At 39.8% G+C, this 23652-nt stretch carries 26 protein-coding genes; 21 read left to right on the forward strand and 5 right to left on the reverse strand.

The features are described from left to right. Positions 1-175 precede the first annotated feature (175 nt). The 8 genes from I2F89_RS14710 to cbpB all read left to right on the forward strand — a co-directional run bounded on the left by I2F89_RS14710 (position 176) and on the right by cbpB (position 6593). The gene (locus tag I2F89_RS14710; protein WP_010735594.1) at positions 176-913 is read left to right on the forward strand and encodes an amino acid ABC transporter ATP-binding protein; all 738 of its coding nucleotides are present in this window, start codon (positions 176-178) and stop codon (positions 911-913) included. A gap of 13 nt (positions 914-926) precedes the next feature. Beyond that, positions 927-1742 carry a transporter substrate-binding domain-containing protein gene (locus I2F89_RS14715; RefSeq protein WP_019724510.1) on the forward strand — a complete coding sequence of 272 codons (816 nt, stop codon included), beginning with the start codon at positions 927-929 and terminating at the stop codon, positions 1740-1742. Between the two features lie 12 nt (positions 1743-1754). Beyond that, entirely contained in the window at positions 1755-2402 is a 648-nt protein-coding gene (locus I2F89_RS14720) for an amino acid ABC transporter permease (RefSeq protein WP_071867819.1), read from the forward strand. A 14-nt stretch (positions 2403-2416) separates the two neighbouring features. Then, complete coding sequence (locus I2F89_RS14725; protein WP_010735591.1) at positions 2417-3073, forward strand: amino acid ABC transporter permease; 657 nt, start codon at positions 2417-2419, stop codon at positions 3071-3073. A gap of 214 nt (positions 3074-3287) precedes the next feature. Beyond that, on the forward strand, positions 3288-4115 hold the full coding sequence (gene racE, locus I2F89_RS14730; protein ID WP_071867817.1) for a glutamate racemase: 828 nt from the start codon (positions 3288-3290) through the stop codon (positions 4113-4115). Beyond that, on the forward strand, positions 4115-5467 hold the full coding sequence (gene rph / locus I2F89_RS14735) for a ribonuclease PH (protein ID WP_074799743.1): 1353 nt from the start codon (positions 4115-4117) through the stop codon (positions 5465-5467). Before racE ends, rph begins: the two co-directional genes overlap by 1 nt. Beyond that, entirely contained in the window at positions 5468-5980 is a 513-nt protein-coding gene (locus I2F89_RS14740) for a metallophosphoesterase (RefSeq protein WP_071867816.1), read from the forward strand. Between the two features lie 106 nt (positions 5981-6086). Then, complete coding sequence (gene cbpB / locus I2F89_RS14745) at positions 6087-6593, forward strand: cyclic-di-AMP-binding protein CbpB (RefSeq protein WP_071867815.1); 507 nt, start codon at positions 6087-6089, stop codon at positions 6591-6593. A gap of 278 nt (positions 6594-6871) precedes the next feature. On the opposite strand, the gene I2F89_RS14750 is transcribed toward cbpB, so the two are convergent. Further along, complete coding sequence (locus I2F89_RS14750; protein WP_195514572.1) at positions 6872-7789, reverse strand: mechanosensitive ion channel family protein; 918 nt, start codon at positions 7787-7789, stop codon at positions 6872-6874. A 177-nt stretch (positions 7790-7966) separates the two neighbouring features. On the opposite strand from I2F89_RS14750, the gene I2F89_RS14755 reads away from it, so the two are divergent. Then, positions 7967-8980 (forward strand): branched-chain amino acid aminotransferase, encoded by a 1014-nt coding sequence (locus tag I2F89_RS14755; protein WP_195514573.1) that lies wholly within the window; start codon positions 7967-7969, stop codon positions 8978-8980. A 66-nt stretch (positions 8981-9046) separates the two neighbouring features. On the opposite strand, the gene fabI is transcribed toward I2F89_RS14755, so the two are convergent. Further along, positions 9047-9802 carry an enoyl-ACP reductase FabI gene (gene fabI, locus I2F89_RS14760; protein ID WP_010735584.1) on the reverse strand — a complete coding sequence of 252 codons (756 nt, stop codon included), beginning with the start codon at positions 9800-9802 and terminating at the stop codon, positions 9047-9049. A 210-nt stretch (positions 9803-10012) separates the two neighbouring features. Between fabI and fabZ the strand changes: the two genes are divergently transcribed. After that, positions 10013-10453 carry a 3-hydroxyacyl-ACP dehydratase FabZ gene (gene fabZ / locus I2F89_RS14765; RefSeq protein WP_071867813.1) on the forward strand — a complete coding sequence of 147 codons (441 nt, stop codon included), beginning with the start codon at positions 10013-10015 and terminating at the stop codon, positions 10451-10453. Positions 10454-10917: 464 nt separating this feature from the next. On the opposite strand, the gene I2F89_RS14770 is transcribed toward fabZ, so the two are convergent. Then, complete coding sequence (locus I2F89_RS14770) at positions 10918-11670, reverse strand: peptidylprolyl isomerase (protein ID WP_074799674.1); 753 nt, start codon at positions 11668-11670, stop codon at positions 10918-10920. Positions 11671-11856: 186 nt separating this feature from the next. Between I2F89_RS14770 and I2F89_RS14775 the strand changes: the two genes are divergently transcribed. From I2F89_RS14775 to I2F89_RS14815, 9 genes are all read left to right on the forward strand, one after another. Next, positions 11857-12948 (forward strand): DUF871 domain-containing protein, encoded by a 1092-nt coding sequence (locus I2F89_RS14775; RefSeq protein WP_071867811.1) that lies wholly within the window; start codon positions 11857-11859, stop codon positions 12946-12948. Between the two features lie 157 nt (positions 12949-13105). Beyond that, on the forward strand, positions 13106-14038 hold the full coding sequence (locus I2F89_RS14780; RefSeq protein ID WP_074799673.1) for an alpha/beta hydrolase: 933 nt from the start codon (positions 13106-13108) through the stop codon (positions 14036-14038). A 251-nt stretch (positions 14039-14289) separates the two neighbouring features. Continuing rightward, on the forward strand, positions 14290-15603 hold the full coding sequence (gene obgE, locus I2F89_RS14785) for a GTPase ObgE (RefSeq protein WP_034689254.1): 1314 nt from the start codon (positions 14290-14292) through the stop codon (positions 15601-15603). A gap of 264 nt (positions 15604-15867) precedes the next feature. Further along, positions 15868-16455, forward strand: a complete 588-nt coding sequence (locus I2F89_RS14790) for a DUF1269 domain-containing protein (RefSeq protein ID WP_074799742.1) — start codon at positions 15868-15870, stop codon at positions 16453-16455. Between the two features lie 152 nt (positions 16456-16607). Then, positions 16608-17549, forward strand: coding sequence for a ribonuclease Z (gene rnz, locus I2F89_RS14795; protein WP_071867809.1), 942 nt, complete (start codon positions 16608-16610; stop codon positions 17547-17549). Then, a complete protein-coding gene (locus tag I2F89_RS14800; protein WP_074799672.1) occupies positions 17546-18334 on the forward strand; it encodes an SDR family NAD(P)-dependent oxidoreductase in 789 nt (262 codons plus the stop codon). Before rnz ends, I2F89_RS14800 begins: the two co-directional genes overlap by 4 nt. A 9-nt stretch (positions 18335-18343) precedes the next feature. Further along, positions 18344-18778, forward strand: a complete 435-nt coding sequence (locus tag I2F89_RS14805; RefSeq protein ID WP_023519574.1) for a LapA family protein — start codon at positions 18344-18346, stop codon at positions 18776-18778. Positions 18779-19011: 233 nt separating this feature from the next. After that, a complete protein-coding gene (recJ, locus tag I2F89_RS14810) occupies positions 19012-21309 on the forward strand; it encodes a single-stranded-DNA-specific exonuclease RecJ (RefSeq protein ID WP_074799671.1) in 2298 nt (765 codons plus the stop codon). 14 nt (positions 21310-21323) lie between these two features. Beyond that, a complete protein-coding gene (locus tag I2F89_RS14815) occupies positions 21324-21836 on the forward strand; it encodes an adenine phosphoribosyltransferase (protein ID WP_010735573.1) in 513 nt (170 codons plus the stop codon). 203 nt (positions 21837-22039) lie between these two features. Here the strand turns inward: I2F89_RS14815 and I2F89_RS14820 are convergent, their stop codons facing one another. Both I2F89_RS14820 and lexA read right to left on the reverse strand, forming a co-directional pair. Next, entirely contained in the window at positions 22040-22258 is a 219-nt protein-coding gene (locus tag I2F89_RS14820; protein ID WP_023519576.1) for a hypothetical protein, read from the reverse strand. 177 nt (positions 22259-22435) lie between these two features. Next, positions 22436-23059: a transcriptional repressor LexA gene (gene lexA, locus I2F89_RS14825; protein WP_010735571.1), complete on the reverse strand. Its 624-nt coding sequence runs from the start codon at positions 23057-23059 to the stop codon at positions 22436-22438. Positions 23060-23210: 151 nt separating this feature from the next. Here lexA and I2F89_RS14830 point away from each other — a divergent pair, with 151 nt between their 5' ends. After that, the gene (locus tag I2F89_RS14830; RefSeq protein WP_074799670.1) at positions 23211-23462 is read left to right on the forward strand and encodes a DUF896 family protein; all 252 of its coding nucleotides are present in this window, start codon (positions 23211-23213) and stop codon (positions 23460-23462) included. A gap of 98 nt (positions 23463-23560) precedes the next feature. After that, a partial coding sequence (locus I2F89_RS15820; RefSeq protein WP_153830417.1) for a hypothetical protein occupies positions 23561-23652 on the forward strand: 92 nt, incomplete at its 3' end.

The following is a 23652-nucleotide window of genomic DNA, read 5'->3' on the forward strand; positions in this document are numbered from 1 at the left end:
ACCGAAAATCATTGAAAAAATCAGTTAGGAAATCGTTATTTATACAAATGGTAAAAGAAAACGCACAAAGGAATTTTCTTGGAAACTTTACAAGTTGCTTCGCTTTCGGATATAATGTGTTCTATTATATATCTTTAAATGAAATCTTACTAAATAATAATGGGAGTGTAATGTTATGACAATGATTAAATTTGATAGCGTGGAAAAGTATTACGGCAAATTCCATGCGTTGAAAAACATCAATCTTGAGTTTGAAAAAGGGGAAGTTGTCGTTGTCATTGGTCCATCAGGATCAGGGAAAAGTACGATGCTTCGCTGTATCAACGGCTTGGAAACAATCACTTCAGGAAAGCTTTTGATCAATGATGTCGATATTCGCGATAAAAACACAAAATTGACGGAAATCAGAAAAAATGTCGGAATGGTCTTTCAACATTTTAATCTTTACCCCAATAAAACAGTTTTAGAAAACATCACATTGGCACCAATCAAAGTATTAAAACAAGATGAGGCAACTGCTGTAAAAAATGCGGAAAAGTTCTTAAAGACAGTCAACATGCTAGATAAAAAAGATTCCTATCCTTCCATGTTATCTGGTGGACAACAACAGCGTGTAGCGATTGCTCGCGGCTTAGCGATGAATCCCGAAATGCTGTTATTTGACGAGCCAACATCTGCATTGGACCCAGAGATGATCGGCGATGTATTGGACGTAATGAAAAAATTGGCAAGAGATGGCATGTCCATGATCGTGGTCACCCACGAAATGGGCTTTGCGAAAGAAGTGGCAGATCGTGTCATTTTTATGGCGGATGGACAAGTATTAGAAGATAGTCGCGATGTACGTAATTTCTTTGATGATCCAAAAGAAGAACGTGCAAAACAATTTATCAGTAAAGTAATCAATCATTGATAGGAGGAACGATATGCGTAAGACAACATTCACTCGTTTATTATTTCTTTTTGGACTAGTATTTCTAGTATTGAGCGGCTGTAAAGGTAGCAGTTTGGCAGAAAAAGATATTTTGACTCGTAGCAAAGAAACGAACGAGATCATTTGGGGTGTCAAATACGATACACGATTATTTGGGATGATGGATATCGAAAGCCGCACAGTTCAAGGGTTTGATATCGATATCGCCAAAGCAATCACGAAGAAGATTTTAGGAGAGGACGGAAAAGCAGAGTTTGTCGAAGTCACTTCTAAAACAAGAATCCCATTATTAAAAAATGGGAATATCGATGCAATCATTGCGACGATGACGATTACCGAAGAACGTAAAAAGCAAGTCGATTTCTCTTCTGTTTATTTTGACGCCGGACAATCATTGCTCGTTGAAAAGGGTAGTCCCATCAAAAGTGTGGAGGATCTAAACGCTGAAACGACTGTTTTAGCGGTAAAAGGCTCGACTTCAGCTGCCAACATCAGAGAACATGCACCTGATGCACGGATCTTGGAGTTAGAGAACTATGCCGAAGCATTTACTGCCTTACAATCGGGGCAAGGCGATGCCATGACAACAGATAATGCGATCTTACTAGGAATGGCAGCGGAGAACCCTAGCTATGAATTAGCAGGAGGAACATTTACCGAAGAGCCTTATGGGATTGCAATCAACAAAGGACAAGAAAATTTCTTGGATGCAGTCAACCAAGCATTAGCAGAAATGGTTGAAGACGGCACCTACGATAAGATTTATGAAAAATGGTTCCCAGATACGACTCAGGGAAAAATTGATTAAGGAGGGAATAAAATGAGTGAATTGATACAAACTTATGGGCCAGCCTTCCTTGATGGATTTAAAGTAACGATCCTATCAAGTGTCTTGGCGCTTTTATTCAGTTTGATCATCGGAACGTTGATGGCGATTTTTCAATTGTCACACAATAAATGGATTCGTGGTTTTGCGAAAGCCTATGTTGAATTTTTTAGGAATATTCCGTTATTGATCATCGTGATGTTCTTCTATGTCGTATTACCACTTTATTGGATCAGCTTTGACGGTTTTCAAGCAGGAACGATCGGGCTGACGATCTATACTTCCGCATTTATTGCAGAAACCGTTCGTTCTGGCATCCAAACTGTGCCAAAAGGTCAAATGGAGGCTGGTCTTTCATCGGGGTTTACTTACTCAGAAACAATGCGTTACATTGTATTGCCACAGGCATTTAAAATCGTTATCCCACCATTAGGCAATCAATTTATCAATTTGGTCAAAAATTCATCGATTTTAGCAATTGTTGCTGGTTTGGATATCATGTACCAAGGGGATTTGATTGCCAGTGAAACCTTCAACACGTTTGATACCTATATCATTGTCGGTTTATTTTACTTGATCATTACCTTACCATTGTCTTATTTGATGGTTTATCTTGAGAAAAAATGGGCAGTTCGTTCATAGAAAGGAGAATCTCAATGGATTTTAGTGGTGCATTTTCATGGATGAATATTCGCTTTTTACTGGAAGGACTAAAAGTAACGATCGAAGTTTCGCTCTTCTCCATCATTTTTAGTTTTCTGATCGGTGGGCTGACAGGTGTTCTTCGTTTTGCGAGTATTCCTTATTTATCAAAAATAGTAGGTTTGATTATCGACATCATTCGTAATCTGCCATTATTGCTTATCATCTTTTTCACTTATTTTGCTTTGCCACAAATCGGTATCCAAATGAACATCTTTTGGTCAGCAGTTGCAGCATTGACAATTTTTGAATCTGCCATGTTATCAGAGATTTTCCGTGCAGGTTTGAATGCTGTGCCGAAAGGTCAGATGGAAGCAGGGCTTTCCACGGGATTAAGCTATGTGGAAACGATGCGTACGATCATCATGCCACAAGCATTCAAGTCAATGATCCCTGCTATCGTCAGTCAGTTGATCTCGTTGATCAAAGACACTTCTTTAGCGGTGATTATCTCGTTGCCAGAATTGACACACCAAGCGCGGATCGTCTACGGTCAAAATACCAATTATGTCTTACCAATGTTCGTTATGATGACTTTCATGTATTTTGTCGTATGTTACGCACTTTCTTTACTTTCTTCTTACCTAGAAAGAAGAAAGTACAGCTATTAGTAGAAAAAATCGTATTTTAAATGGTAATTAAGAAGGAATCCACGAAATTTTTTTAAAAAATTTTTTGTGGATTCCTTCTTACTGTTATCCAAAAATTCCATCGATATACAAGGAGGATCCCAATGTTGGAAAAGAGCCGGAAAGCAGATTGTAGGACTTGATAATTCACGTCAAAAAGTCCACAATATAGAAGGTAGAATTTTTTTGAAAAAGGATGATTCGATTGACAGATAAACGTCCGATCGGTTTTATTGATTCAGGGGTTGGCGGTCTTACAGTCGTCAAAGAAGCATTGAAGCAATTGCCGAATGAAAACATATTATACGTTGGCGATACCGCGCGCTGTCCATATGGACCAAGACCCGCAGAGCAAGTGATCGCTTATACATGGGAAATGACGAATTATTTAGTTGAAAAAGGCATAAAGATGCTTGTGATTGCCTGTAATACGGCAACTGCGGTCGCATTAGAAGAAATCAAAGCAACACTCTCGATTCCAGTGATCGGTGTGATTTTGCCAGGAACGAGAGCGGCAGTCAAGCAGACGAAAAATCATCGAGTAGGGGTGATTGGAACAATTGGTACCGTCAAAAGTGCTGCTTACGAGACGGCATTATTGGATAAAGCACCCGAACTGAAAGTTACCAGCTTGGCGTGTCCAAAGTTTGTTTCAGTCGTAGAAAGTAAAGAATACCGATCATCAGTCGCTAAAAAAATCGTGGCTCAAACTTTGCTTCCATTAGAATTAAAAGGGATCGATACCTTGATTTTAGGTTGCACCCATTATCCGCTCCTTCGCCCAATCATTCAGAATGTTATGGGGGATAAAGTCATGCTGATCGATTCAGGAGCAGAAACGATTGGCGAAGTTTCGATGTTACTTGACTATTTTGAAATCAGTAATTCACCACAAAATGGCCGAACGCTTTGTCAGTTTTATACGACAGGATCAGCTAAAATGTTCCATGAGATTGCCCAAGATTGGTTAGGATTAAAAGAACTGATCGTTGAATCGATTGATTTAGGAGGAAAAGAGCAATGATGCGTCATGACGGAAGAAATGTCCAAGATTTACGTAAAATCACGATTGAAACAAATGTGCTAAAGCATCCAGAAGGATCAGTTTTGATCAGCTTTGGCGATACGAAAGTGATTTGTGCGGCAACGGTTGAAGAGTCAGTGCCCCCCTTTTTAAAAGGGACTGGTAAAGGATGGGTGACAGCAGAATACAGTATGTTACCTCGCGCCACGAATACGAGAAATCGTCGTGAAAGCAGCAAAGGTAAGTTAAGTGGACGGACGATGGAGATCCAACGCTTGATCGGTCGTTCGTTGCGTGCGGTCGTCGATCTCGAGAAACTTGGTGAACGTAGCATCATCGTTGATTGTGACGTGATCCAAGCAGACGGTGGCACACGAACAGCAAGTATTACCGGTGCATTTGTGGCTTTAAGATTAGCAATCGAAAAATTATTACAGACAAAAGTGTTAGCGAATGATCCAATCAAAGAACATTTAGCCGCCATCAGTGTAGGGATTTTAGCTGATGGGACATGTGTGACTGATTTGGATTATCACGAAGACGTGGCAGCGGAAGTCGACATGAACTTAGTGATGACGGAATCAGGCAGATTTGTGGAGATCCAAGGCACAGGCGAAGAAGCTACCTTTGATGGTGAACAATTGAACGAAATGCTTGTTTATGGTAAAACAGCGATCGAATCACTGATTTTTGAACAAAAAAATGTTTTGTTGAGCGAATGGTCAGACACTACGCCTGAACCGACAGAAAAAACGATTGTGATTGCTACTCGAAACGCAGGCAAAGCAGAAGAATTCCGTACCTTATTTGCGAAGGAAGGCTATACAGTCAAAACATTGTTCGATTATCCTGAGATACCTGATGTCGAAGAAACAGGTACAACATTCGAAGAAAACGCCCGGTTAAAAGCAGAAACGATTGCTCAAGTATTGAACCAGCCAGTATTGGCGGATGACTCTGGCCTGAAAGTCGATGCGTTAGGTGGCAGACCAGGAGTTTATTCTGCCCGTTTTGCTGGCGAACATAAGAGTGATGCGGCAAATAACGCAAAACTGCTTTTTGAATTAACCGATGTAGCTGATGAAGAACGCACCGCACAATTTCATTGTACGTTGGTTTTTGCTGAACCAAATAAAGAAAGTTTAGTCGTGGAAGCAGAGTGGCCTGGACGAATTGGTCGGATACCTAAAGGCGAAAATGGCTTTGGCTATGACCCTTTGTTCATTCCTGATGGGTACACTCAAACAGCGGCAGAAATCTCAAGTGAAGAAAAAAATAACCACAGTCACCGAGGCTTGGCCATGGCAAAACTAAGCCAAGTTTGGCAGGCATGGTTGGAAGGAGTGGAGTAGATGCGCTATTTAGTCGTTAGTGACAATCATGGGGATCGAGCAATCATCAAAGAATTGCTATCCCAATACCAAAATCAAGTTGATTATTTTTTTCATTGCGGTGATTCAGAACTTGACGCAACAGATGAAGTTTGGGAAACTTATTTCGGTGTACAAGGCAATTGTGATTTCGGCACAGACTTTGAGACTAAACGAGTTGTAGATACTGGGCTTGATCGGGTATATATGACTCACGGCCATTTATCGAATGTCCGCTTTGGTTTGACTCAGTTAGCCCTTGAAGCAAAAGAGCAACACGCAACGATTGCTCTTTTTGGTCACACCCATCAACTAGGGTGTGAATTTGAAGAAGGTATCTTGTTCTTGAATCCAGGAAGCATTTCCCAACCTCGAGGAATGATCCAAATCCCAGCATACGCAATCATCGAGAGTACGAAAGAGACACTTGCTGTCCAGTACTATAATCGATCACACAAAAAAATCGATAACATGGCATTTGAATATAAACGCTGACAAACAAACTCTAATTTTTGCTAAAAATAGAAATGTTTGTATAGATTTTGCATCCGTTTTCGGTAAAATAGAGATATTGAAAGAATTTGAAATGGAGGGCCAATACATGATTGGACCAATTGTAAGAGAGTTATTACTGCAAAATCAAGAGACATTTTTGGTTCCAGCAGAAAACGTGGCAAATGTTATGTATCAACATCCGTTATCGCATGGACTATTAGTTTTATCGAAAGTTGGCTACACTAAAATCCCTGTCTTAGGGAAAGATGATCGCTTTGTTGGTCTAGTCAGTCTATCAAATGTTGTCAATAAGATGATGGACCTACAAACAATCAGTATGGAACCATTAGAAGGCCTAACAGTGGCTGATGTAATGGAAACCGATGTACCAACCATTGATGAAAATTGGGAACTAGAAGAAGTTCTTCATTTACTAGTTGATGCTTCGTTCTTGCCAGTCGTCACAGAGGATAAAGTGTTCAAAGGAATCATCACACGAAAAGAGTTACTGAAAGCAGTCAATTACATGGTACACGAATTAGAACGCCAAAATATTGTATCACCAAAAATAGATGTAGATGAATTGAGAGAAAGAATCGATATCGTTAGTTAAAGGTAATTGATCCTACTCACTAAAGATAAAGACATAAAACAAACGAAGCGACGCCCAAAAGTTAGACTATATTTCTAACTTTTGGACGTCGCTTTATTTGTTGTATTAAGGAATGACACGAGTGGGAATAAAGTTGTCCTGAGAATCAAATACTTTAGTCATTTTAGACATTTTTCTAATGATTAAAAAAAGAGGTCAAACCTAAACACTTCTGTTCATTCGGTTTTAGGTGGTAGGAGAGGGCTAATGTCCCACGCCCAGCGTAGACGCTACATAAACTATTTCAACACGATTGGTGTATTTGGGATGCTGTAACCGGCAGCTGTCAGTTCTTTGACATATGAACTCAAAAATTCTTCTTTCAATTCGAACTGTTTACCATTTAAAACGTAGCAGATCGTCCGAATCGCAAAGTTGCTGTTGCCGATATCGACCAATCCAAAGATCGATGGTTCAGTTTGTAATTCCTCTTCGTATTTTACAGCTAACGTTTCATTAACTTTTTGAATGATCTCATAGATCTTATCATAGCCTTCTTCCGGAACGATCCGAATATCAAGAACGACTTGCATATTGGAACGAGAGAGGTTACTGATCGTTGTGATACTACGGTTTGGAATGAAGTGAACGGTACCGTCAACACCTTTGAGTTGCAGTGTCCGGATACCAACGGATACCACGGTTCCTTCGATAGTTAGATTCGTTAATTTGACATAGTCGCCTACGTCCATTTGTTGTTCCATGATGATAAAGAAGCCAGTGATCACATCACTCATAAAGCCTTGTGCCCCTAAACCGATGGCTACTCCGGCAATCCCTGCTCCGGCTAATAGTGAACCAATCGGCACACCAATCACGGATAGGATGGCATAAATAAAGAAAAAGCCAATCGTATAATTGAAAATGGTATTTAAAAGACTTTGTAACGTTTTTAAGCGGCTACCGTTAAGAACGGTTTTTTTTGAATATTGTTTAAAAGATTTGTCGATCAAGTATTTACTGATTCGATTGATGAGTCCAAAAAGAATAATCAAAAAAATAAGGAATAATCCTTTTTGGATCATTGTAGAAAAAATCCCATCCCAATCAATATTATTCCAAAAACGTTGGAACGCATTGAGTTGACTGACCGCTTGATCGGTCAAATTTTCTCCGGTTGAGCTTGTTGTTTCTGCTGTTGCAATGAATGAAAACATAAAATCCCCTTTTCTAATTAGTCTCTTTTGTATTGTAACAAGAACAGCATAAAAATCAAAATAAATCATTAGATAAGCTACCAATCACACTTGCAATAACAAGTGGTTAAAATAAACGATGACAAATGGGAGAGATAGTGCTAAAATATTTCAAAACTGACGATTGGTGGTATGAACATGCAAATAGATTGGGATAACTTAGGATTTTCTTACATCAAAACACCTTGGCGCTTCGTTGCCAAATGGAAAGATGGAGAGTGGGAAAAAGGCGAATTGACTGAGGATAATTATCTGTCACTTCATGAAGGATCGCCCGCACTTCACTATGGCCAACAGTGCTTTGAAGGATTAAAGGCTTATCGCAGAAAAGATGGAAAGATCAATTTATTCCGTCCAGAGCAAAACAGTCGTCGCTTGAACCAGAGTGCCAGACGTTTATTGATGCCCATGGTTCCAGAAAAAATGTTTGTTGATGCAGTGAAAGAAGTCGTAAAGGTAAATGAATCCTTTGTGCCACCTTATGGTTCAGGAGCAACGTTATATTTACGTCCTTTCCTGATCGGTGTCGGAGAAAACATTGGTGTTCATCCAGCGCCTGAGTATTTGTTTGTGGTTTTCTGTACGCCTGTAGGAGCCTATTTCAAAGGTGGATTGAAACCAACGAACTTTATCGTTTCTGGTTATGACCGAGCTGCTCCAAATGGTACGGGAGCTGCCAAAGTAGGAGGTAACTACGCAGCAAGTTTATTACCAGGAACTGAAGCGAAAGAATTAAATTATTCAGATTGCGTTTACCTAGATCCAGCGACGCACACAAAAATTGAAGAAGTCGGCGCGGCGAATTTCTTTGGTATCACTAAAGACAACCAGTTCATCACACCGCAATCGCCTTCGATTTTACCAAGTATTACGAAGTATTCCTTGTTGCAGATTGCGGAAGAACGTTTGGGACTTAAAGCAGTTGAGGGAGATATCTACATCGATCAACTTGATCAATTTGCAGAAGCAGGTGCGTGTGGAACCGCAGCGGTGATTTCACCGATTGGTGGAATCTACTATAAAAATGATTTACATGTCTTTTATAGTGAGACAGAAGTAGGACCAGTAACTAAGCGCTTGTATGAAGAATTGACGGGTATCCAGTTTGGGGATATCGAAGCACCAGAAGGTTGGATCGAAGTCGTCGAATAATGTCTGGCTTTAAAAATAACTACAAAAAAATCAGCTCTCACATTGGAGGGCTGATTTTTTATTGGATCAAGATAAGTGAACACCTTTATCTACGTAAATGATATCACCGATGATCCCGCTAGATAGGGGGCTGATCAAAAAGGCACAAGTATTTCCGACTTCTTCGATCGTCACACCTTGTTGATCGGGGGTGCGTGATTCGGATAACTCGATCAATTTTTGGTAATCCTTCACACCAGTCACGGCTAACGTTTTGATCGCACCAGCAGAGATCCCATTGACACGGATTCCTTTAGGTGAGAATTCAGCGGCTAAGTAGCGAATGGCAGCTTCTAGTGAAGCTTTCGCGATGCCCATCATATTATAGTTAGGGATCGCTCGTTGTGAACCAAGATAAGACATACTTACGATGCCGCTGTTGGGAGCTAAGTACTTTTGGGCATACTTCGATACAGCGATCAATGAATAGCTACTGATGTCTTGTGCTAATTGATAACCATCTCTTGAAATATCAGAAACGTTACCTGAAAGCTCTTCTTTGTTGGCATAAGCAACAGCGTGGACCAAACCATGGATCTCACCGGCATATTCACCAATCGTATCCATCGCTTTTTCGATGCTCTCATCGCTAGCGACATCACACTCTACAGTGAAGGCATCTTCACCGACTAATTTGACTAACGATTTCTTCATCCGTTCATTTTGGTACGTATAGATGATCTCAGCGCCTTGTTGCATCATTGCTTCCGCACAACCCCAAGCAATACTGCGTTTATTCGCAACACCCATGATCACGATTTTTTTTCCTTCTAAAAAAGACATATAGACACTCCTTTGATTCAATAAAAGTTTTGTTTGACGATAATATAAGTGCAAAAAAATAACTTCTTGATTTCTTATTATTCAGTAAAATGCTTTGATTGTCAAACTATTTTTTTGATGAATAAAAAATGATTGCCAAATAATCAAGAATATGATACTTTGATAATCAAAGTATTGATTACGGCTATTGCCCGAAAGAAGGAGTAAACTATGTCATACGCATTATCAGCAACGGAAGTAATGGATCTTATTCCAAACCGTTACCCAATTTGTTACATCGATTACGTGGATTCGATCGATTCAGGAAAGAAGATCATTGCAACAAAAAATGTAACGATCAATGAAGATTTTTTCCAAGGGCATTTCCCTGACAATCCGGTCATGCCAGGAGCGTTGATTCTAGAAACCCTTGCACAAGCAGGTTCGATCTTGATTTTAAAATCAGAAGAGTTCCTAGGGAAACGTGCGTATATCGGTGGGATCAACAAAGCAAAATTCCGCCAAAAAGTCGTTCCTGGGGATGTGATGAAGTGTCATTTTGAGATCATCAAAATGAAAGGACCTGTAGGGACTGCGATTTCTGAAGCTTTTGTTGACGATACAAAAGTGTGTGAATGTGAATTTACATTTATCGTCAATGAGCAAGCATAAAGATAAAAATAAACTTTAGGAACCCATAGAGCGGTTCTAAAAATATCAATAGATATGGCAATAGGGGAGCGGAAAGCAGCTTTCCACAAAAAAAGAATCATCTTCTGAATAGTTTTCTATTCTTGGATGGTCTTTTTTTGTCTATTTAAGACTGTTTTGAAAATGTTAAGTTTTACTAAAGGTAAAAATGAAAACAACTATTTTTTAGCGAAAATATAAAAAATAGTTGTAAAGTCTCAGCCATCAAAATTTTTTTAATTAAAAAAAGGGAGTGGGACATTCGTTCACCTCTCCCACCTATAACCGAATAAACGGCGGGAACAAAAAGTAACCTCTTCGAAAATAAGGCGCCATCCACAAAAATTTGAAATACAATTTTCGTGGATGGCGCCTTATTTCTCGAGGCTGAACACTTCTGTCCCCACCTCATTTGATGTTTCAGTAGAAAGTGATCAAATGTGTGTTTATTTTGCTTCCTGTAAGATGTTGATTTTTTCGATCTTCACATCTTCTGTTGGCTTATCTGAGCTATCTGTTTCGACAGCAGCAATAGCATCAACAACGTCCATTCCTTCAACGACTTGACCAAAGACCGTATATTCACCATCTAAACTAGGGTAGCCGCCGTTTTTGTAGGCGTCAATAATGGCTTGTGGGTAATCATCTTTCAATAAACCATCATGCATATCATCAGAGTTTTGTACGATGAAGAATTGGCTACCATTACTATTCGGGTCTTGTGTACGAGCCATTGAAAGGGCACCGCGGATGTTATAAAGTTGGTTTGAGATCTCCGTTTCAAAACCTTCTCCCCAAATACTTTCTCCACCAGTTCCGTTCCCATCAGGATCGCCACCTTGGATCATAAAGTCTTGGATGACACGATGGAAAGTGACGCCATCGTAGTAGCCATCTTTGGCATGAGTCATAAAGTTCTCCACAGCTTTTGGTGCAAGCTCTGGGAATAGTTTGATCTTGATCGTTCCTTTAGTTGTGACCATTTCAACTAGATCTTCGTTATCAGCGACTTCTGTATTCAATTGAGGTAACTCTAAAGAATTTAAATCAATACTTTCTACAGTGCTAGTCTCTGTTGTTTTTTCTGTTGATTCTTTCGTGCTTGAAGAGGCGGTATCTGAACCGTTCGACGTACAACCAGCTGCAAATAATAGCGTTGCAGCCATACTCATAGTTAAAAATAATTTTTTGTGTTTCATAAGTAATTCCTTTCTTTTTTTGTTCGTTGTTATCTTTAATGATAGCAAATTATCAGATAAATACCTACACTTTTTCGAACAATAAGCGAAATTATTTAATAAATAGTAAAAGGTGTAGACCATTTGAAAGCGGTTTGTTATAATGTAAGTGGATACAAAAACGCACATCCAGGAGGGTATCAACACATGGGAAAATTAGGAATTTCAATTTATCCAGAACGTTCAACGTTTGAAAAGGACAAAGAATATTTAGATTTAGCACATAAATACGGATTTAAACGTGTATTCACAAGTTTATTACAAATTGCAGACGATAAAGAAAAAGTCTTAGCAGACTTTAAAAAAGTCGTCGATTATGCCAATCAATTAGAGATGGAAGTCATGGTGGATATCAATCCAGCGTTATTTGAACAGTTAGAGATCTCATATGATGATCTATCGTTCTTCGATGAGATGGGCGCCGACGGCATTCGTTTGGACATTGGATTTACTGGAGCAGAAGAAGCAAAAATGACTCGGAATCCATACAATATCAAAATCGAGATCAACATGAGTTCAGGCACGAATTATGTTGACAATATCATGAGTTATTCGCCGAACACAGATAACTTACTAGGTTCACATAACTTTTACCCTCATCGTTATTCTGGTTTAGGCTATGATCATTTTGTCGCTTGTTCGGAGAAATTCCGCAAATATAATTTGAATACGATGGCATTCGTAAATTCACAAACAGCTGACTTTGGCCCATGGCCGACGCAAGACGGACTTTGCTCATTAGAAGACCATCGTGATCTTGAAATCGCGACGCAAGTCAAACACTTGATGTTGACAGGTTTGATCGATGATATCTCTGTAGGAAATGCTTATGCGAGTGAAGAGGAATTACGTGCAATGTCTGAAGCTTTCTTTGCAAGCTATCCTACATTAAAAGTTGATGTAGCAGAAGATATCACAGAAGATGAACGTATTTGTCTATTCGATAATCTTCATAGTTATCGTGGAGATCGCTCAGAGTATATCTTGCGTTCAACGATGACACGCATCTATTACAAAGACAAACCATTCCCAGCGCATAATACGAAAGATATGACCCGTGGGGATGTATTGATCGATAACGTTGGTTACGGACAATATAAAGGTGAAACACAAATTGCTTTAAAAGAAATGAAGAATGATGGACGAGTGAATGTCGTCGGACGTATCTCAGACGATGAGTTATTCTTACTTGATTTCTTGAAACCATGGTCAAACTTCAAGTTGATCGAAAGTAAATAATTGTGTAATTATAAATATTGAAAAGCCCCGTAAAGCGATCAGAGCTTTACGGGGCTTTTCAATGACGATTATTATTTATTCTAGATTGCATCACACGTCCTCTTTGTTTATACTAATTTTAGACAGTACATCAATGTAAAAGCAAGGAAGGTATAAGATGAAACTTTGGATCAAAATTTTAATCGGCGTGACATTACTCGTGACAGTCGTATTAGTCTTTGCGGGTAATTATTTTTATAACTATGCCGTTGTTCCTTCAGAAAAAGACTTTTTAGAAGGCGATACTCCTGGCACAACAAAAACAAATGAAGAATCGAGTGCACATTCTTGGTTTGCGAACCCTGAAAATCGTAAAGAATGGCAACAGACATCTGCGGATGGATTGAAGTTATCAGCCATTTATCTACCAGCAACAGACAGTCATAAAACAGCGATCGTGGCTCATGGATATATGGGAAATGCGGAAACGATGGCAAATTACGCAAAGATGTTCCATGATCTTGGCTATAACGTATTAGTTCCTGATGCCCGCGGACACGGAAAAAGCGAAGGGGATTATATCGGCTTTGGCTGGCACGAACGGAAAGATTATGTGAAATGGATCGATCAAGTGCTTGAAACAAACGGTCAATCTGAAGAAATCGTTTTATACGGTATTAGTATGGGGGCAGCTACTGTGATGATGACTAGCGGAGAACCATTGCCTACAAATGTTAAAGCGATCATCGAAGATTGTGGCTATTCCTCTGTTAACGAAGAATTGGCTTATCAGCTTAATGAATTATTTAGCTTACCACCGTTCCCATTGATCCAAGTAACTAGCTTGATGACAAAAATCAGAGCCGGCTATTTCTTTGGAGAAGCTGATGCAATCAAACAATTAGAAAAAAACCAATTACCGATGCTGTTTATCCATGGGGATGCGGATACATTTGTTCCTTACGAAATGTTGGACAAAGTCTACCAAGCGACGAACGGACCAAAAGAAAAATATATCGTCCCAGGAGCAGAGCATGCCAAAGCATATTCGATCGATCCTGAGAATTATCAAAAGACTGTAAGTAGTTTCCTAGAAAAATATGTAAAATAACTGTTGTGACCAAAGTGTTTCTTAAAGAACTTTAAGAACTTTCTTGAAACTTTTGGTCACAACGTTTTATTTTGTCTCCATTCGTTCTTGCAGTAAAATAAAGAAAGAGCCACGAATTTCCGTGAAACTTTCAGTTTAATGATGGACAAACGGGCCATTCACCGATAAAATAGACAGGACTTGTGTTTATTGTGGAAATTCAGGTAGTCAGTATAGTTAGAATAGATAAAAGGAAATAGGAGGACGATAATATGTCCATGTTTTTAGATCAAGTAACAATCGACGTGAAGGCTGGTAAAGGCGGAGACGGGATGGTTGCGTTTCGTAGAGAAAAATATGTACCTGATGGAGGACCGGCTGGTGGTGATGGCGGTCAAGGAGGCGATGTGATCTTAGTCGTTGATGAAGGCTTACGTACGTTGATGGACTTCCGTTTCAATCGTCACTTTAAGGCTCAGCCCGGTGAAAATGGCATGAGTAAGGGAATGCATGGACGTGGTTCTGATGATACGTATGTCAAAGTCCCTCAAGGAACAACTGTACGTGATGCAGAAACAGGGGCACTCTTAGGAGATTTGATTGAAGATGGCCAGACTTTAGTAGTAGCAAAAGGTGGCCGCGGCGGTCGCGGAAATATCCGTTTTGCTTCTCCAAGAAACCCTGCGCCGGAAATCGCTGAAAACGGCGAACCTGGTCAAGAACGTAAAATCGAATTAGAATTAAAAGTACTAGCAGACGTAGGTCTTGTTGGGTTTCCATCGGTTGGAAAATCGACTTTGCTTTCTGTGATCTCTTCGGCAAGACCAAAAATCGGTGCGTATCACTTTACTACCCTTGTGCCAAATCTAGGAATGGTCACTACAAGTGACGGACGTAGTTTTGCGGCGGCGGATCTTCCAGGACTGATCGAAGGAGCTTCACAAGGCGTCGGATTAGGCACACAATTTTTGCGTCATATCGAGCGAACTCGTGTCATTTTGCATGTGATCGATATGAGTGGAATGGAAGGGCGCGATCCTTACGAAGATTACTTGGCGATCAACCATGAGTTGTCTTCTCATAACTTGCGCTTGCTAGAACGTCCACAGATCATTGTAGCAAATAAGATGGATATGCCAGATGCAGAAGAAAATCTAGTGAAATTCAAAGAACAACTAAATAAAAACAAAGAAGATGAATTTGCCGATGACATCCCAGTATTCCCGATTTCTGGCGTGACTCGTAAAGGACTGGATGCCTTACTGAATGCGACAGCTGATCTATTGGAAGTAACACCAGAATTCCCATTGTATGAGGAAGAGATCGAAGAAGAAACCGTTCATTATGGCTTCAATCCAGAAGGTCCTGAATTTACGATCGATCGTGAACCAGATGCGACATGGGTATTGTCAGGTGAGAAGATCGAGAAGTTATTCCAAATGACTAACTTTGACCACGATGAAACGGTGATGCGTTTTGCTCGCCAATTACGTGGGATGGGTGTCGATGAAGCCTTGCGTGCCAGAGGTGCAAAAGATGGTGACTTGGTGCGTATTGGTGAGTTTGAGTTTGAATTTGTCGAATAGTATTGGATACACCACATATTTAGGTGACTAGAGAGCCGTTCAGTTCCAAGTAGTAAGGTAGAATTTAAGAAAATAATCGTTCATTTTTTTGGGTTTTGACTTACCCTCTTAGGAGCAAGCTTTCGTAGAACCTTTAGCGGATTTGAGGAGTTGACGAATGTCAAACTCCTTTTTTTGTATACTGCGTTATTTTTTAAAGGTTTTCCCTTTTATTTTTGTTTATTCCAAGGTACACTAAAAGAAAATGAGAAAGAGGCGATCTCCATGAGCAAACGAGTGATCATATTGAATTTTGAGTTAGAAAGTCAAGCTTACCAAGCATTTTCCGAAATCAAGAAGCTTCACATGACGAGAGCGATCAAAGGCGAACAAATGGCGGTCATCAGCCATCAGTCTAATGGCGCCCATCAATTCAAAATCGAAGACTTCTTAGATTTTACCGGGAACAATAAATCCTCTAAAGGTGGTCTGATCGGCATGCTAGTTGGCGTTTTAGGTGGCCCATTAGGGATCTTGCTAGGATGGTTTGCGGGTGGAATGATTGGTGCGAGCCAAGATGCCAAAGAAATCAAAGATGCACAAACGGTGTTTGATTTTGTCGGAAATAAGATCGGCGAAGGCGCAACAGGTCTGATCTTGATCGCAGAAGAAGAGGACAACCGCCCATTGAACCAACTTGTGATGATGGAATTAGGTGGAGAAATCACTCGATTGGATTATGAAGAAGTAGAACAAGATGTTCAAGATGCTACTGAGGTAGAAAAACATGCAAAAGAAACAGCGCAGAAAAATTGGGATGAAAAGCACAAAAAAACAACCGATAGCTCAGAGGATGCTACACCTTCTGAATAACGATAAAAAGAATGGATGTAAGAATAGTGGTACTTATTCACTCTTTTCATTTATAGGGACAGTCTTCTAAAAAATTATCCTGCGAATTTCAGTTGATTGTCGACTGATTTTACCCTAGAATTAATAAGAATGAATAGAAAGTTAGGTAAATTATGGAACTAGAATTTTTAGGTACAGGCGCAGGGGTTCCTGCTAAACATCGAAATGTCTCAAGTATCGCATTGAAACTTTTGGACGAGCGAAATGAGGTTTGGTTGTTTGATTGTGGGGAAGGCACGCAAATGCAGATTCTACGAACAAATATCCGTCCAAGAAAAATAGAAAAAATATTTATCACTCATCTTCATGGGGATCATATTTTTGGTTTGCCAGGTTTAATCAGTAGTCGCTCTTTTCAGGGTGGCGAAACACCATTAGAAATCTATGGCCCTAAAGGAACGGAAGCATTTGTACGCAATGCGCTGACGATTTCTCAAACAAAACTAGGTTATCCCCTTGTTTTTATTGATTTATCAGAAGATCAAGCTATTTTTGAAGACGCACACTTTTCTGTGTATGCAAAAAAATTAAGCCATGGTATCGATAGCTACGGATATCGGATCGTTGAGCATGATCACAAAGGCGAATTACAAGTGGATAAGCTTAAAGAACTGAATATTCCAGCTGGCCCCATTTATGGAAAACTAAAAAAAGGGGAGACGGTCCAATTAGATAACGGACAGCTCATCAATGGACGTGATTTTGTCGGTCCAGATAAAAAAGGCCGAATCGTGACCATTTTAGGAGACACTCGAAAAACGACCAATTCTGTTATATTAGCAAAAAATGCAGATGTCTTGGTTCATGAAAGTACGTTCAATAAAAACGAGGCAAGAATGGCCCATAACTATTTCCATTCGACGACTCATCAAGCCGCAGAAGTGGCGAAAGAAGCAAATGTCCAAAGATTATTACTGACCCATATCAGTGCGAGATATCTAGGAAAAGCAACACAAGAACTTGAACAAGAAGCACAAGAAATCTTTCCAAATACAAAAGTCATGAAAGATTTTGAGGTTGTGGACGTTCCGTTTCAAGAGGAGGAAAAAAGTTGAATTTAGAAAATAAAGTCGTATTAGTCACTGGTGGCTCTGGTGGTTTAGGTGAACAGATCTGTTATGAAGCAGCAAAACAAGGGGCAATCGTTGTCACATGTGCGAGAAGAATCCAACAAATCGGCGAAGTGAAGGCGGTTTGTCAAGAATTAAGTGGAAAACCAGCATACGCGTATCAACTAGATGTTAGTAATCCTGACAGTGTAGATGAATTGTACGACAAGGTGATAACTGAGGTCGGACGTGTCGATATCTTAGTCAATAATGCTGGATTTGGTATCTTTGAGGATTTCTTATCCTTTGACTTAGGAAAAGCCTACGATATGTTCGAGGTCAATGTCTTGGGGATGATGGTATTGACACAAAAATTTGCGATCGATATGGCAGAAAGACGTCAAGGACATATCATCAATGTGGCATCCATGGCAGGAAAAATGGCGACAGCTAAATCTACGATTTATTCTGCTACTAAATTTGCTGTTCTGGGCTTTTCCAATGCGTTACGTTTAGAGTTGAAACCACTAGGCGTTGCGGTCACGACGGTGAATCCTGGACCAATCGAAACGGAATTTTTTGATAAGGCTGATCCAAGTGGTAGTTATTTGGAAAAAGTCGGTCACTTAGTTTTGGATTCAACTAAATTAGCACAAACGATCGTGCGAGCGATGAAACATCCTAAACGTGAGATCAATCAGCCGGTATTGCTAGAAATCGCGTCTAAATTTTATGCACTTTTCCCAACCATTGGGGATTATTTTGCAGGTGGAATTTTTAATAAAAAGTAGGTGAAGTAAATGAAAAAGCAAGGTAGTGTGATCGTTGGTTTTTTACTTGTACTTGTCATTGTCGTGTTCGCTGTGTTGAACAATCAAAATGTTCCTGTAAGCTTTGGATTTGCTTCTTTTAATGCGCCATTGATTCTAGTGATCATTGGTTCAGCATTGATTGGTGCATTGATTGTGTTTTTAACAGCCTTTACGACACTGTGGCAACAGAAGAAACAATTGAAACAACTAACAAAAGAATTAGCAGAGAACCAAGCAGATATCCAAAAGAAAATCGAAGAGGCGACAGAAGAACAACAAAGACAATTTCGTAATGAACGTGCGGAACTTGAAGCGGCCTATCAAGCAGAATTACAAGCAAAGCAAATACAGATCGAACAAATGCAAACACCTTCTGAATCACCTTCTCAAACACCAAAGCAAAGTGTCAATTACTTTGATTGATCAAGGATCACTGTTGATTTTCTAAAAGCAAATAGAAGAAAGTGATAGAAATCATTATCTCAGAAATTATTAGAGGATGTTTTATCCAATTTCTAGCAGGCAACCAAAGTGGGCAAACGAATCTGTTTTGCCTACTTTGGTTTCTTTTAGTTGGATTTGTCAGAATCTATTCTTCTGAAATTCTTTTTTTTAGAGAAGACGTTTGCTATAATGACTAAGTTAGGGGTGAGCATGTGAGACGAGCAAATTTTGATTGGAAGGTCAATGAAACAACACCTTCTGAATCTTTTATCCAAATAATCAAACAGCAGCAATTGTCTCCTTTGATCGGGCAATTACTGTGGCAAAGAGGATACCGAGAGGAAGAAAGTATCCATCAGTTTTTACATCCAAAAGAACAAAAACTCTATGATCCTTATTTGATGTTTGACATGGACAAGGCAATCAGCCGTATCCAAGAAGCGGTGATCAATGGCGAGCAGATCTTAGTTTATGGAGATTACGATGCAGATGGTATCACCAGTGCGACCGTCATGAAAGAAACGTTAGAGTTGCTAGGTGCTCAAGTTGAAGTCTTTTTACCTAATCGATTTGAACATGGGTATGGACCTAATCTAACCGTTTATCAAGAGAAAATAGCTGCAGGTACCCAATTGATCGTGACTGTCGATAATGGTGTAGCTGGGCATGAAGCAATTGTTTATGCACAACAGCAGGGAGTAGATGTGATCGTGACAGATCATCATGAGTTGCCTAGTGAATTACCGGCGGCTTATGCAATCATCCATCCCCGCCATCCACAAGGCAATTATCCTTTTGGAGAATTAGCGGGTGTCGGTGTCGCATTTAAAGTAGCGACCGCTTTGTTGGAAGAACCACCAGCAGAATTTTTAGATTTAGTCGCAATTGGAACAATCGCTGACCTTGTCTCTATGACCGATGAGAATCGGACGCTAGTGGCGTTAGGTTTAGAGGCAATTCGTCATACCGAGCGAGTAGGCTTACAGGCACTGTTTGCGAAAAGTAGTGTACGTGCGAATGAAGCGGATGAAACGATGATCGGTTTTTCGATTGCCCCGCGCTTGAATGCCATCGGCCGGATGGGAGACCCTAATCCAGCGGTTGAATTACTAGCCACATTCGACGAAAGTCAAGCTCAGACATTAGCCGAGCAGTTACAAACGGTCAATGAAGAACGTAAAGCGATCGTTGAGCAAATCACCTCAGAAGCATTGGCGATGATCAATGACGAGAACCAGATCCATTTGTTAGCACATCCAGGCTGGCATGAAGGTGTACTAGGGATCGTCGCTGGAAAAATCATGAACCAAACAGGCAAACCGACAATCGTTCTAGGCATCAAAGACCAGACCATTGCAAAAGGATCAGGTCGAAGTATCGAAGCGTTGAATCTTTTCGATATGCTGAATGAGATGCGTGAATTGTTTACATTTTTTGGTGGCCATCACGCAGCAGTCGGATTAACAATGCCAACGGAGAATATCCCTCAGTTACAAGACCGGATGAATGCCTATATAGAAGAAAAGAAAATTGACTTGTCCAAAGGTCCTGTGTTGGCGATCGATGAAATCGTCTCCCCAAAGGATGTAACGGTCGAACAAATCGCTACATTGAAATTACTGGCACCATTCGGAACAGATAATCCTGTACCTAACTTCTTATTCAAACAGGTTGCTGTCCAAAATGTAAAACGAATCGGTTCGAACCAACAGCACTTGAAGCTTTCTTTAGTGGATGATGATAGTCAATTAGATGCTGTCGCGTTTGGTTTTGGTCCACAAGAAAACGAATTTGTAGATGATTCACTTGATATTGTCGGACAATTATCGATCAATGAATGGAATGGGCGTAAAAAACCGCAGCTGATGGTTTCTGACTTTGCAGTAGAAGGATTGCAAGTATTTGATTGGCGGGCGAAACGTTACCGAACATTAGCAAATGAAATCGAAAGTCCGTTCTATTTAGCGTTTAATGAAGCATCGATCAAAGAACTAAATGAGTCGATACAAAAACACATCATTCTTGGGACAGATAAAGAAATGATTCAATCATGGATTCAGGAAAATGACCCAAAAGCATTAGTAGTGATCGATTGTCCAACGGATCTGACCGACTTGAAAGAGATCTTATCTTTTGGGGCATTTAGTCGAGTTTACTTCTTAGGTATTTCTGTTGATGAAGCATACTTGAACGGTGTAGGAACAAGAGAACAATATGCACGACTCTTCAAATTGATCCATGCGCAAGAACGGATCGATATCCGACATAAATTAGGTGCAATGGCCAACTATTTAAAAATCCCACAAAAATTATTAATTTTTATGATACAGGTGTTTTTTGAGTTGAAGTTTGTTACAATAAACAATGGTGTTTTGGAGAAAGTCGCAGATCCGGCGAGTCATCCTTTGACTGCAAGTGACCGCTATCAGAAGCGATTGAAAAAAATCAAATCAGAGGAATTCTTACTATTAAGTGACATTCCCACAATAAAAAAATGGTTAACAACCTAGGAGGAAACAATAAAGTGGATTTAAAAAATTATATTGCTAGTATTCCTGACTATCCGTCAAAAGGAATTATATTTAGAGATATCTCGCCATTGATGGCTGATGGAGATGCTTATCGTGAAGCAACGAAGCAAATCGTTGATTATGCGAAGGAAAAACGTATCGATATGGTCGTTGGACCAGAAGCGCGCGGATTTATCGTAGGTTGTCCAGTAGCTTATGAATTAGGTGTGGGCTTTGCTCCTGTTCGTAAGAAAGGAAAATTACCTCGTGAAACGATCGAAGTCACTTACGGACTTGAATACGGTACAGATACCTTGACGCTGCACAAAGATGCAATTCAACCAGGACAAAGAGTCTTGATCTGTGATGACTTATTAGCAACAGGTGGAACGATCAAAGCAACAATCGAATTGATCGAAGAACTTGGCGGAGTTGTTGTTGGTTGTGCCTTTTTGATCGAGTTGATGGACTTGCATGGTCGTGACAAAATCGAAGGCTACGACATGATTACTTTGATGGAGTATTAATCAAATAAAATATTGAACAGAACCCCCCCTTCCACAAACGGATGAACCGTTTGCGGAAGGGGGGGTTCGTTGGATGAGTAGCCTCAATTTATTGATGGAACAAATGAGTGCAAGGGTAGGTAGTCAGTTTGTCGTTAAAAAAAGCAAACGAGCGATCATCGTTTGCTTGGACGGATTTTTCATAGAAGCGATCTTATTTACTTTTACGAGTGCCTGGAGCTGTAATAGGTTTCGTGATAGAAGGAGTCTTCATGGGATTGACGACGTTGTGATTGACGGTATTTTTTTTCATCCCACAACATAAACCACAATGTAAACAAAGGAACAAAAACCAACAGCGCTGTACGTAGACCAAAATTACCAATAATAATACCTAAAAACAAAACGATCAATACTAAACCAAAACGTCTCATTGATTTCATGATTTTCACCTCTTTATAGAATGCGAACAAAAGTTCGTATTATTAGTATACGAACTTTTGTTCGGTTTGTAAAGAGGGAAGTTCAAAAAGAACAAAGATATCTGCTAAAAGAGGAAAAGACGAGCTTGAGATCATGATCTCAAGCTCGTAAATAAATAACTGAATTTTCTTTTCTTATCAATAAATATGACTACGGTACAGACCAACGACTCGACCTAAGATCGACACCTCATCTAAAATGATCGGTTCCAGTAAATCATTCTCGGGTTGCAAACGGAAATGATCTCTTTCTTTATAGAACCGTTTGCAAGTTGCTTCGTCTTCTGCAGTCATCGCAATAACGATATCACCATTTTGTGCAGTTTCTTGTTTGCGGACAATGACATTATCGCCATCCAATATCCCAGCATTGATCATACTTTCTCCTCGGATCGTCAACATGAACAGACTGCCTTCTTCTGATGAAAGGTTTGGTGGTACTGGAAAGAAGTCAGAAGCTTCCTCAACAGCTAGTATCGGCTCTCCGGCAGTAACAACTCCGAGAACAGGGATCGTTGTTGGGCGAATCCCGATTTTTGATAATCCTTGTTGCGTCAATTCGATGGCACGTGGTTTCGTAGGGTCTCTTTGAATAAAGCCTTTTTTCTCTAATCGGGCAAGATGACCATGGACTGTCGATGTTGAAGAAAGCTGAACAGCTTCTCCGATCTCACGGACAGTCGGTGGATAGCCTTTTTGGGTCACTTGTTCGTGAATATATCGTAAGACTTCGATTTGTCTTGTTTCAGTTTGTCGGGCCACAAGGTACACCTTCTTTCACTTGATAACTAAATAGTACCATAGAAAATACTTGATTTCAAACAAATGTTCGCATTAAAGACTATTGATGTAGTTGTTTTTTTTTCATTTTTTATATAAGATGTAGGAGAAGCAAAAGCGAGGAGGAATAGTTGTGTTATCGCCTGAAAAAATCGAACGTATCAATCAGTTAGCTAAAAAGAAAAAAGCAGAAGGATTGACACCAGCTGAAGTCAAAGAGCAAAAGGAATTACGAGAAGCATATCTGACAGCCTTTCGTTCTGGCATGAGACATCATATTGAAGGGATGAAAGTTGTTGATCCCGATGGAAATGATGTCACACCAGAAAAATTGAAAGAAATCCAGAAGAGAAAAGGCCTACACGACCGAAATAGCAAGTTTTAGTAAAAAAAACTAAAAGTCGTTGCTTTTTTAGAGGAGATACTATAAAATTAGAAGTAGAAATATAGGTAAAAAAAACCTAAATTACAGGAGGGGTTACATTGTTTGATAAAATTGATCAGCTTGGTGTGAATACGATCCGTACATTGAGTGTTGATGCAGTACAAAAAGCAAATTCAGGACATCCGGGGTT

The sequence above is a fragment of the Enterococcus sp. 1001283B150225_161107_E12 genome (assembly GCF_015556925.1).
Lineage (GTDB): Bacteria > Bacillota > Bacilli > Lactobacillales > Enterococcaceae > Enterococcus_B > Enterococcus_B mundtii.

Excerpts from the sequence above, each read along its gene's own strand:
- I2F89_RS14725 (WP_010735591.1), top strand. The coding sequence starts at position 2,417 with ATGGATTTTAGTGGTGCATTTTCATGGATGAATATTCGCTTTTTACTG.
- cbpB (WP_071867815.1), top strand. The coding sequence starts at position 6,087 with ATGATTGGACCAATTGTAAGAGAGTTATTACTGCAAAATCAAGAGACA.
- racE (WP_071867817.1), top strand. The coding sequence starts at position 3,288 with ATGATTCGATTGACAGATAAACGTCCGATCGGTTTTATTGATTCAGGG.
- fabI (WP_010735584.1), bottom strand. The coding sequence starts at position 9,802 with ATGTCTTTTTTAGAAGGAAAAAAAATCGTGATCATGGGTGTTGCGAAT.
- I2F89_RS14740 (WP_071867816.1), top strand. The coding sequence starts at position 5,468 with ATGCGCTATTTAGTCGTTAGTGACAATCATGGGGATCGAGCAATCATC.
- I2F89_RS14715 (WP_019724510.1), top strand. The coding sequence starts at position 927 with ATGCGTAAGACAACATTCACTCGTTTATTATTTCTTTTTGGACTAGTA.
- I2F89_RS14755 (WP_195514573.1), top strand. The coding sequence starts at position 7,967 with ATGCAAATAGATTGGGATAACTTAGGATTTTCTTACATCAAAACACCT.
- obgE (WP_034689254.1), top strand. The coding sequence starts at position 14,290 with ATGTCCATGTTTTTAGATCAAGTAACAATCGACGTGAAGGCTGGTAAA.
- I2F89_RS14720 (WP_071867819.1), top strand. The coding sequence starts at position 1,755 with ATGAGTGAATTGATACAAACTTATGGGCCAGCCTTCCTTGATGGATTT.
- I2F89_RS14775 (WP_071867811.1), top strand. The coding sequence starts at position 11,857 with ATGGGAAAATTAGGAATTTCAATTTATCCAGAACGTTCAACGTTTGAA.
- I2F89_RS14750 (WP_195514572.1), bottom strand. The coding sequence starts at position 7,789 with ATGTTTTCATTCATTGCAACAGCAGAAACAACAAGCTCAACCGGAGAA.
- I2F89_RS14770 (WP_074799674.1), bottom strand. The coding sequence starts at position 11,670 with ATGAAACACAAAAAATTATTTTTAACTATGAGTATGGCTGCAACGCTA.
- rph (WP_074799743.1), top strand. The coding sequence starts at position 4,115 with ATGCGTCATGACGGAAGAAATGTCCAAGATTTACGTAAAATCACGATT.
- I2F89_RS14805 (WP_023519574.1), top strand. The coding sequence starts at position 18,344 with ATGAAAAAGCAAGGTAGTGTGATCGTTGGTTTTTTACTTGTACTTGTC.
- I2F89_RS14790 (WP_074799742.1), top strand. The coding sequence starts at position 15,868 with ATGAGCAAACGAGTGATCATATTGAATTTTGAGTTAGAAAGTCAAGCT.
- I2F89_RS14820 (WP_023519576.1), bottom strand. The coding sequence starts at position 22,258 with ATGAAATCAATGAGACGTTTTGGTTTAGTATTGATCGTTTTGTTTTTA.
- I2F89_RS14710 (WP_010735594.1), top strand. The coding sequence starts at position 176 with ATGACAATGATTAAATTTGATAGCGTGGAAAAGTATTACGGCAAATTC.
- rnz (WP_071867809.1), top strand. The coding sequence starts at position 16,608 with ATGGAACTAGAATTTTTAGGTACAGGCGCAGGGGTTCCTGCTAAACAT.
- I2F89_RS14780 (WP_074799673.1), top strand. The coding sequence starts at position 13,106 with ATGAAACTTTGGATCAAAATTTTAATCGGCGTGACATTACTCGTGACA.
- fabZ (WP_071867813.1), top strand. The coding sequence starts at position 10,013 with ATGTCATACGCATTATCAGCAACGGAAGTAATGGATCTTATTCCAAAC.